The organism is Stenotrophomonas maltophilia group sp. LNF247 (assembly GCF_054083135.1).
In genome coordinates this window covers 1-9,447 of sequence record NZ_JBSRQL010000014.1, presented here as the reverse complement: position 1 = coordinate 9,447, position 9,447 = coordinate 1, and the positions used below count along the sequence as shown (strand labels likewise).

The window sequence follows — 9,447 nt, the reverse complement described above, 5'->3', positions numbered from 1 at the left end:
CACATCACATTCATGTGTCTGTACGGCAATGATAGCCCTGATCTTCACGTCTGCGGGATCAAGACGCAGTCAACGCCCCCCCCCGCGGAGCGGGGGGGGGAGGCTCCAAACTCAGCAATGGGAGACCTGCGCTACTCGTACTGGATGGTGAACGTCGCCTGCCCGTTGGCGGTGCCCGCACCGACGGTACCTGCCTGGGTCTGCACATAGCGCGCGCGCAACGGCAGCGCCATGACGCTGGTACCCGGCGCCGTAGTGCCGACGTTGATGGTCTGGCCGAAGCGCACTTCTCGCTCGGTGCTGCCGTCGCGCTGGACCATCTGGATGCCGATGCGCGTGGCGCTGTTGCTGGCCGCGCTGAGCTTGAGCACGCCCGGCATGTTCGAGCTGTCCTGGTCGGCGTCGAGGCGGATGCCGATCTTGCTCTGGTAGGCGGCCACGTTGCTGCCCTGGCAGTTCAGGCGGATCTCGAAATCGCGATCAGCGGCCTTGGAGCCGACACCGGTGAAGGTGGTGTTGGGCACGCTGCCGAAGTCGACGGCGATGTTGCGGCTGCCGGCCTGCACTTCGCAGGTCGGGCTGACCACGGTGGTGCCCGAGCCCTTGAAGGTCGAGGTCAGCTCCGGACGGCCAGGACCGTCGCCGTCGAGATAGTAGGTGGTGAAGCGGCCGTTGGGCGCGATGATGCCCGAGCCCGTCTGCGCGGCGGTCTTGATCAGCTCCACGCGGAAGCGGCCACCATTGAGGGTCAACGTCCGGTTGCCCCCCAATTGCAGCGTGTGCGGGTAGTAGGTCTGGATGGTGCCCGAATCACGATAGACACGGATACCCACTCCCGCTACATCGGTCGCATAGACGTTGCTGAAACCCGGGACTGCGTTTTGCTGTGCGGCGTTGACGAAACGCCCGTTGGCACTACCGCCCCAGCGATCGCAGTAGCCGATGCTGTCGCGCTGGTTGATCGGCACGATCAACTCCTTGATCACACCACCGACGGGCAGGCTGGGCAGGATCACGATCTGCCCCATGTCCATCTGCACGTCCTGCGCGACAAAGCCCTGCTGGGTGATATAGCAGGTCGCCAACGCCGGGCTGGCCACGGCGATACCCCCCATCACGGCCATGGCGGCAAGCAGCGTGCGGCTGCGGGAAGAAATCATCGGCATGCTGCCTCCAGCGGGATGAAGCCGGTCTTGGACGCATCGGCGCCCGCCGGAACCTGGTAATCGATGGTGCAGCGCTGGTCTGCACCGGCGCCCCACTCCACCAGCAGGCGGCCCTGGCTCTTTTCACTGCGCACGTACAGGCGGCCGCCCTGGCTGACCATGCCCACCGGCTGGCCCTGCTCATCCTTGACCTGCGCACCGAACGGCATGCTGCGGCCATCGGCATTGCGTACCTGGATCAGCAGCGCATTGCCCTTGCGGGTATCGAAGCGCAGGTAGCTGATGGCACCGGCGAACGGCGCGATCGACTGGCTGGTGCTTTCCAGCTCGACGTCATGGGCCATGCCCTGCGGGTCAAGGGTGACGGTGTTGAGGCGGTACGGCGACACGTACGGCACCACGGCGTAGCCGCGGCCATCGACGCGCAGGCCCGGGGCGTTGCTGACGATCGCATCGCGCGCACCCGGCGCTTCCACCAGCACCATGGTGTCGCCCCGCTGCGGAGTGAAGGTGAAGCCGCCCGGATGCACGACCACGCTGCCGTTGGCACCGACCGAGGCCTGGCGGAAATCACGCGAGTGGCTGTAGGTGGCATTCAACGCGGAGTAGCGGCTGCGGTACTCGGCGTTGCCGACCGCCGTGGTGCCCCCCTCGCGGGAATCGGACAGCGCCACGCCGTAGCTGAAGTTGTTGTCGACGCCGGCCGACCCGGTGATGCCGACGCGGCTGTTGTCGTAGCCACCACGATCGCGCATGCCCAGATCGGCGCTGAACGACACCGGGTGGGTACCCCGGCCCAGCGGCACGCTCATCGACAGCAGGTACTGGGTATCGGAACGGCCGAGCACGCCCTCTTCGGTGCGCAGCGCCGAGAAGCCGTAGTTCACCGAGCGCCAGGCGTTGTTGTAGCCCACCTGGTACTGCTTGGAGGTGCCCGAACGATCATAGAAGTCGCGCACCGAGCCGGTCACGTACAGCGCGCCGCCGCGACGTCCCAGCGGCTGGTTCAGCGTTATCTGGAACTGGCTGCGCTGACGGCCACGGGTGGTCGGATCGATGCCGCGCGTGTCCGAATCACGGCCATACAGCGCATCCTGCAGGCTGTAGAAGCCTTCGGTCGAATAGCGGTAGGCGGCCAGGGTCAGATTGGTGCCGGTCTCGCCGATCATGTTGCTGTAGCTCAGCCGCACGCTGGCGCCGGTGTGGCTGCCGTAGTGGTCGAACGAGGTACGCGCATGGGTGACGTCGGCAGCGAACGCACCGACCGGCGTGGACAGGCCGACGCCATACAGCAGCGACAGGTAGCCGTCGCTCAGCGCAGTGCCCCCGTACAGGGTCAGCTGGTTGCCGATGCCACGCTGGTAGGTCCCCTGCACCAGCCAGGGTTCGTCGGCCAGCAGCTTGTTGCGCACCTGGCCGGCGGTCAGCGAGTAGCGCGACACGCCTTCGCGCAGCATCTGCGGCACCGAGCCGAACGGCACCTTGAATTCGCGGCGGCGGCCATCGGCCTCGATCACGCTCACTTCCAGGTCACCGCCGTAGCCGGTCGGGTACAGGTCGTCGATGACGAAGCTGCCCGGCGAGACGGTGGAGGAGTAGATCAGCTGCTGGTTCTGGCGCACTTCGATGCGCGCATTGGTCTCGGCGATGCCGCGCACCACCGGCGCGTAACCGCGCAGCGAGTCCGGCAGCATGCGGTCGTCGCTGGCCAGGCTGGCACCACGGTAGCCGATCGAATCGAACAGTTCGCCGGTGGTGTAGGCCTCACCGATGGTGAGCATGCCGCGCACCTGCGGGATGCCGCGTTGTGCGTAGGTGGCGATGCTCTGCCAATGGCGGCCGTCACCCTCGGACCAGGTCAGGTTGGAATCATGGCGGAACTGCCAGCCGCCCAGGTTCAGGCCGGCGTTGAGGCCGAGGTAGGCGCTGCGGTTGCGCTGGCCACCTTCCACACGGCTGTTGCTGTCGATGGCGTTGAAGCTGTAGCCGACGAAGCCGGCATTGATGCCACGGTCCCACAGCGCCGGGTTGACGTAGCCGCGCGCCTCACGGCGCAGGAACACCTGCGGGATGCTGAGGTCGTAGCGCAGGTTGCCGCTGTCATAGACACCATAGGCATTGGCCATGCGCTGCTGGACCGGCACGCAGCTGGTCTTGTCGGTGGGCACGGACGGATCCTGCTGCAGCAGCACGGCCTCGCTGTCCACGCCCATTTCTTCCAGCATCGGCAGCGGCAGGCAGGCGTCGACACGGCCCTGCGCATCGGCCTTGAACTGCAGATCGCGACGGCCCTGCCAGGCACCGTTGACGTAGACGTCGACACGATAGTTGCCGGCCACCATCGGATTGCCGTTGCTGAAGGCCGCCAGGTCGACCTGCTTGGCCTGGCCAGACAGGAAGCTGGAGTTGAACTGGGCCGATTCCGGTGCACGCGCATTGGCCGCACCACTCTGCGCCATCAGCGCCTGTTCGCCGAGATTGGCCGGGGCAGCCAGCGCCCATCCTGGGCAGGCCACACCAGCAACCAACAGGCAAAGCGCCTGATGGATCGACAATGTCAATCTGTTTCCGATCACACTGACATTCCTTCAATTCGCCGCACAGCGGCGGTGGCGGGATGCGCAGGCCAGGGGCCGGCGCGGCGCGTTCAGCCCCCGGTGCTGCCGAGGCGGATGGTGTGTTCCACCCGGCCGCCGTAGTCGTTGATGGTGATGAAGCGGACCTGGTCGGTGCCCGCCGGTGCGGCGAACTCCAGGCTCTGCTTCGGCGCGACCATCGCGCCCTTGTCCTCGACGGCCTTTTCACTGCTGCCGGTCACGGCATGTACTTCGGCCAGAGTGACGTGGAAGGGGCTCGGGTTTTCCACCCGCAGGCGGTCGCCATTGCGGGTCCAGCGCAGCGCTGCCGGCGCGTCGTTGGCGACGCCCTTCAGGCCCTGCGGCCGGTAGAAAAGCTTCAGGCGCGAACGGAACGCGACCTGCAGGTAATTCTGTTCGCCGCTTTCGGCGTTGTCCGGGGACGGCGGCACATCCAGCACGTTGAGCCAGAACACCGACTCACGGTCGGTCGGCAGCTGCGCGCCGGAGAAGATCAGTCGCAGCGCCTGGCTGCGGCCCGGCTCGACACGCGCGATCGGCGGTGTAAGCACGAACGGGGCATCGCTGGTATCGGCGGTCTGGTTGGCATCGCCACTGTCGATCCAGGCCTGCACCAGCGCCGGCGAATCGCCCACGTTGTCGACCTGCACGGTGACTTCGCGCGCCTGCGCCGGATAGATCACTCGCGTGCCATTGACCACCACGCCGGCCAGTGCGTTCTGGCAGAAGGGCAGCGTGAACGCTGCCAGCAGCAGCGCCCGGGGAAAGAATGCTTTCATCGGAAGTACTACGCTCGAGGGGTGTGGCCAGCGGCCGCGGAACACCGGCCGGCGCGAACGCCGGCCAGTGGGGGCATGACTGCGATCAGTTGTAGATGATCGTGTACTTGACGCTGCTGGTGACGTCGCCCGGGGTGGCGGCGGCAGTGGCGTAGTACTCAGCGTAGTAGTTCAGGTCGGCCGAGCCGTCGGTGCCGACGGTGACCCACTGCGAGTTGGTCTGGGCCAGGCCAGCACCAGCCGCCTTGATCGGCAGGAACTGGTTGTTCGAGCCCAGCAGCTGCAGCTGCACGTTGGTGGCAGCGTTGGCCGAGGCCTGGTTGACCAGGCGGCCACTGTTGAAGTCGACGGTCGAACCCGGCTCGAAGTAGGTGGCGACGTTGCCGGCGCTGCACTTGGTCAGGTTGATGGCGAACGGGGTGCGGCCCGCAACGGCGCCGGCGGTGGCCAGGGTGTTCTTGGACACGGTCGGCAGCGTCACGGCGAAGTCCTTGCCGCCCGGGGTCGAGATGGTGCAGGTCTTGTCGGTCACCTTACCATTGAAGGTGATGGTGCCGTCGGCGGCGTTGGCGGCCAGCGGAGCGGCGGCCAGCATCAGAGCGGCGATGATATTGATCTTGTGCATTCGCTTTTACCTAACCCTACTGAAGAGATGAGAAGTAGAGGAGGAAGCAAGGAGCACTGCCGGGCTAACAAGACCCATCCTTGCGTCTCACCTGTGGCCGGACTCGGACGTAGCTTTCCCTGAATCCGTGACGCAAGTATAGGTGCAAGTGTGATGAAAGTCTCATTATTTTTCTGAACGTCAATTCATTGACGTTGGAAATGTGACGTGATAGCCGAAATCAGGACCCACGGGGGTTCGGGAACCCGACGGTCGCCGGATCAGGTCAGAAGCGACCCTGGATGACGCTTCGGGTGGCGCGTTCGGCATGCACGGAAACAAACCTTTTCCCGGCGGAAATCGCCTTCTTTGATGCGCATCACTCTTTCTTGGTGATGGCCCTAGCAGATTCGGAATCGTCCTATTAAAGGCTGATCGAAGCTGTCGCTAACTAGGACACACCGAACCAGAGAACGTGTCATGAGGAATTCCATTCTGCTGTGCGTGGCCCTGATGTCCGTCAGTGCGCTGGCCCAGGCCAGCAGCGGCAGCATCCGTTTCAGTGGCCGCATCGCCGAGCCGGGCTGCACGACGAATCTGTCCCAGGGCGAGCTGAGCCTGGCCGCCTGCCCGCCGTCGGCCAAGGGCTCGACGGTGGAAGTGACGGCGCTGGCCAACGGCCAGGCCGCGACGCTGCGCGACGGCAAGCGCCACGGCCAGAAGCTGTCGGTGTCGGCCAGCGCGCTGCGCGCCGGCGATATCGCCTTCTCCGAGCGTTACAGCGTGCAGGCGTCGACGCAGCAGCCGCTGCAGGGCGCCTATCTGGTGGTGGTCGACTACCTGTAAGCCGGCACGCTTACGCCGGCGGCAGCTCGAACACCTGGCGCAGGTAGGCCAGGTAGCCCGGGTCGTCGCACATGCTCTTGCCTGGCGAATCGCTGAGCTTGGCCACCGGCTGGCCATTGCAGCGGACCATCTTGATGACGATGTTGAGCGGCGTTGGCCCCAGATCATTGGTCAGGTGGGTGCCAACGCCGAAGGCGACCTGGCAGCGACCACGGAAGTAGTCGTACAGGCGCATCACCTTGGCGATGTCGAGCCCATCGCTGAACACCAGCACCTTGGTGCGCGGATCCACCCGGCGCTGCTGGAAATGCGCCAGCATGCGGTCGCCCCAGTCGAACGGATCGCCCGAGTCGTGGCGGACACCGTCGAACAGCTTGCAGAAATACATGTCGAAATCGCGCAGGAACGCGTCCAGGCCAACCACGTCGGACAGCGCGATGCCGAGGTCGCCACGGTACTCGCGTGCCCACGATTCCAGTGCCGCCACCTGCGAATCACGCAGGCGCGGGCCAAGTGCCTGGAATGCCTGCAGGTACTCATGGGCCATGGTGCCGTGCGGGGTCATGCCGTACAGGCGGGCGAAGTGCACGTTGCTGGTGCCGACCAGTTGCGGGCCGAGCGCATCGCGCAGCAGCGGCAGCAGGCGCGCATGCCAGTCACGCGAATAACGGCGGCGGCTGCCGTAGTCGGCAATGCGGCACTGTTCGAAACCGGGAGTATCACGCAGCAGCGCGGCCTTGGCCTGCAGCCGACGCTCGCCCTCGGCAAAGTCGGCGGTGGTGGTGTTGCGGAACCAGACTTCGTTGATGATCGCCAGCAGCGGGACTTCGAACAGGATGGTATGCAGCCACGGGCCAGTGATGTCCAGTTCGATTTCGCCGGGCACGGCCGTCGACGCGCGCAGCTGGATGTACTTGCGGTCCAGATGGAACAGGCCGAGGAAATCGGCAAAGTCGGGCTTCACGAAGCGCAGGCCGCGCATGTAGTCCAGTTCCGCGTCGCTGAAACGCAGGCTGCACAGGTGGTCGATCTCTTCGTCGATCTGGTCGATGTAATGGGCCAGGTCGATGCCGGGCGTGCGGCACTTGAACCGGTACTGCACCTGGGCACCGGGGTGCTGGTGGAGCACCGCCTGCATCATGGTGAACTTGTACAGGTCGGTGTCGAGCAGGGACTGGATGATAGGCATGAGGCGGATTATGCGCCCGGACGGGTGAACCGGGGTGGCCGCGGGCACGCTCGGCTCTCCGCGTGGGTAGATCCGCGCCATGCGTGGATGCAGGTTCGGCCCTACAACGACCTGCGCAACAGGCGCGGTACCAGCATCAGGGCGTGCCCCCAGATCGCGGCCCACACCGCCACGCGCACCGGCAGCGAACGCTGCCTGGCCTCGAACTTCTGAAAGTAGCGCCACAGGCCCCTGTGCTTGTGCCATTCAACGAAGAATGGCCGCGATCGGCTCGAGACGCCACGTACATGGGTGACCTGCAGGTCGTTTGCAATCGCCACCACGGCCCCGGCTTCGCGTGCACGCCGGCACAGGTCCAGGTCTTCGGCGTGCAGACGATACCCGGCGTCCCAGCCTCCGATCCGGTCGAACAATGCACGCGGCATCATCAGCAGTGCGCCAGACAGTGCCGGCACCCGCTGCAGCACCTGCTGCGGGTCACGCGGCAGCGCCAGCTTCGAGCCCTTTCCCGGCGAGCGCAGCATCATCAGGAAATCCGGGTCGCGGCGGCGCACGGCTTCGTCGGCATGGCCCTGCTCGTCCACCTGCTCGACACCGAGCAGGCAATCGCCCAGTGCTTCCGCCCGGCTGCGCAGTGCGGCCAACGTCTCCGGCTCGACCATCAGGTCCGGGTTGATGAAGGCCAACCAGGGGCTGCGCGAATCGGCCACGCCCTGGTTGTTGGCAGCGGCGAAGCCGGGATTGTCCGGGTTGCCGACGAAACGCACGCGCGGATCGTGGCTGGCATGGCGCTGCACGATGTCCAGCGTGCCATCCATCGAGCCATTGTCGATCACCCGGATCTCGGCCACGTCCTGCGCCTGGCGCAGGCGCGAGAGGCAGGCATCGATGGTGCTGGCGCTCTGGTAGGTCACGACGATGGCGGCGATGGCAACATTCAAGCGAGTGACTCCGGCGCGGAAGGAACGAACAGGTCGCCCTGTTCCTTCGGCATTATCGCCTGCCGCATGCGCTGCTGCAGGTCGGCGCGCAGCCCGTGCAATGGATCGTGCATCAGGAAATCGGCCAGGCGCGGCACCCAGCCAGGCCAACGCGCAGCCAGCGCCTCAAGGTCGCCATCGCGGCTGGCCGCCTCGCCCGCCCGGCTCACAAAGGCGGTCTCGCACAGTACGTTGCGCCAGCCCAGGCCGGCCATGCGCAGGCTGAGGTCGACCAGGGCCGCGTTCCAGCCAGCGTAGCTGTCCACATCCAGGCCACCGGCGCGCCGGCGCGCATTGCCACGCACCAGAACCGCATGGGTGACCGCCGATGGCAGTTCCGGGTGCAGCGCCGGCAAGGCGGCGCAGGTCTGTGCCAGCAGCGCCGCATCTTCGGGCTCGGGATTGATCTCGCCCAACCGTGGCCACGCTGCGGTTTCGCCGGCATTGCACCACGGGGTTGCGGTCGCGATGGCGGCATCGCGGGCGAAGGCGTCCTGCAATTGTTGCAGCCAACCCGGCGCAGGCACGCTGTCCGGTGCCAGCACGGCCACGTCCAGGCCATCGCAGGCGCGCAGCATCTCGTCCAGATGGGCGACCTCGCCCAGTGGCCGCGCGCGCCGGGTGTACTCGGCCTGTAGTGGCGTATGTGCCAGCCAGTGTTCCACCACCGCCTGCGCACGCGGCCCGGTCTGCGCATCGTCGGCCAGCCAGACCGCGGTGCCCGGCGCGGTGCCCGCATCCAGTGCGGCCAGGCAGCGGTCGAGCGCGGCATCGTCCACGCACAGCGGCAACAACACGATCGCCCCCATCCCGCCTCCGTGGTTGTCGGTGGCCACAGCCTAGCACCGGGAGGGTATCGGCCGGGTTGCACCCGGCACCCGCTTCAGGCCAGGGCAACAGCAACAGCCGAAGCAAGAGCTGGGTTCCTGGGGTTGGCGGGGGGGGTCCGGTTGCGGGGGACGCTGCAAGTACGTCCATGTAGGTCGGTCGCCGCATCCATGCGGCTCACGCCCCCACAACTGGACCCACCCCACCGTCGACAGTTTTCCGCGACCTGCCTGCTCTTCTGTAGAGCCGAGCCGTGCTCGGCTCAGATCTCACAGATATCGAAATATTCGATTTCGATGGAGAGTCATCCACGCATGGCGTGGATCGTGTCGACCAAGGTCGACACCTACCAACAGCAAGCAGGAAACTGTCGAAGGCGGGGCACTGTGGGTTTGAGGGGTGTGAGCCGCATGGATGCGGCGACCAAGCCTACATGGACGTATTCACGGCGTCCCCGA

At 66.0% G+C, this 9,447-nt stretch carries 8 protein-coding genes; 1 reads left to right on the top strand and 7 read right to left on the bottom strand.

Annotated features, from left to right (window positions below; translation table 11 throughout):
• Nucleotides 1–131 precede the first annotated feature (131 nt).
• The 4 genes from ACTXG9_RS14055 to ACTXG9_RS14040 all read right to left on the bottom strand — a co-directional run bounded on the left by ACTXG9_RS14055 (nucleotide 132) and on the right by ACTXG9_RS14040 (nucleotide 5,167).
• Nucleotides 132–1,166, bottom strand: coding sequence for a fimbrial protein (locus ACTXG9_RS14055; RefSeq protein WP_021203174.1), 1,035 nt, complete (start codon nucleotides 1,164–1,166; stop codon nucleotides 132–134).
• On the bottom strand, nucleotides 1,157–3,721 hold the full coding sequence (locus ACTXG9_RS14050; RefSeq protein WP_021203173.1) for a fimbria/pilus outer membrane usher protein: 2,565 nt from the start codon (nucleotides 3,719–3,721) through the stop codon (nucleotides 1,157–1,159). Before ACTXG9_RS14050 ends, ACTXG9_RS14055 begins: the two co-directional genes overlap by 10 nt.
• Before the next feature lie 92 nt (nucleotides 3,722–3,813).
• On the bottom strand, nucleotides 3,814–4,542 hold the full coding sequence (locus tag ACTXG9_RS14045; protein ID WP_111098854.1) for a fimbrial biogenesis chaperone: 729 nt from the start codon (nucleotides 4,540–4,542) through the stop codon (nucleotides 3,814–3,816).
• Between the two features lie 85 nt (nucleotides 4,543–4,627).
• Nucleotides 4,628–5,167: a fimbrial protein gene (locus tag ACTXG9_RS14040; RefSeq protein ID WP_019661017.1), complete on the bottom strand. Its 540-nt coding sequence runs from the start codon at nucleotides 5,165–5,167 to the stop codon at nucleotides 4,628–4,630.
• Between the two features lie 459 nt (nucleotides 5,168–5,626).
• Between ACTXG9_RS14040 and ACTXG9_RS14035 the strand changes: the two genes are divergently transcribed.
• Complete coding sequence (locus ACTXG9_RS14035) at nucleotides 5,627–5,992, top strand: hypothetical protein (RefSeq protein WP_111098855.1); 366 nt, start codon at nucleotides 5,627–5,629, stop codon at nucleotides 5,990–5,992.
• A 10-nt stretch (nucleotides 5,993–6,002) separates the two neighbouring features.
• On the opposite strand, the gene pncB is transcribed toward ACTXG9_RS14035, so the two are convergent.
• From pncB to ACTXG9_RS14020, 3 genes are all read right to left on the bottom strand, one after another.
• On the bottom strand, nucleotides 6,003–7,181 hold the full coding sequence (gene pncB / locus ACTXG9_RS14030) for a nicotinate phosphoribosyltransferase (RefSeq protein ID WP_021203170.1): 1,179 nt from the start codon (nucleotides 7,179–7,181) through the stop codon (nucleotides 6,003–6,005).
• 101 nt (nucleotides 7,182–7,282) lie between these two features.
• Nucleotides 7,283–8,122: a glycosyltransferase family 2 protein gene (locus ACTXG9_RS14025; protein ID WP_019661014.1), complete on the bottom strand. Its 840-nt coding sequence runs from the start codon at nucleotides 8,120–8,122 to the stop codon at nucleotides 7,283–7,285.
• Nucleotides 8,119–8,970 (bottom strand): glycosyltransferase family 2 protein, encoded by an 852-nt coding sequence (locus ACTXG9_RS14020; protein WP_021203169.1) that lies wholly within the window; start codon nucleotides 8,968–8,970, stop codon nucleotides 8,119–8,121. Before ACTXG9_RS14020 ends, ACTXG9_RS14025 begins: the two co-directional genes overlap by 4 nt.
• Between the last annotated feature and the right edge of the window lie 477 nt (nucleotides 8,971–9,447).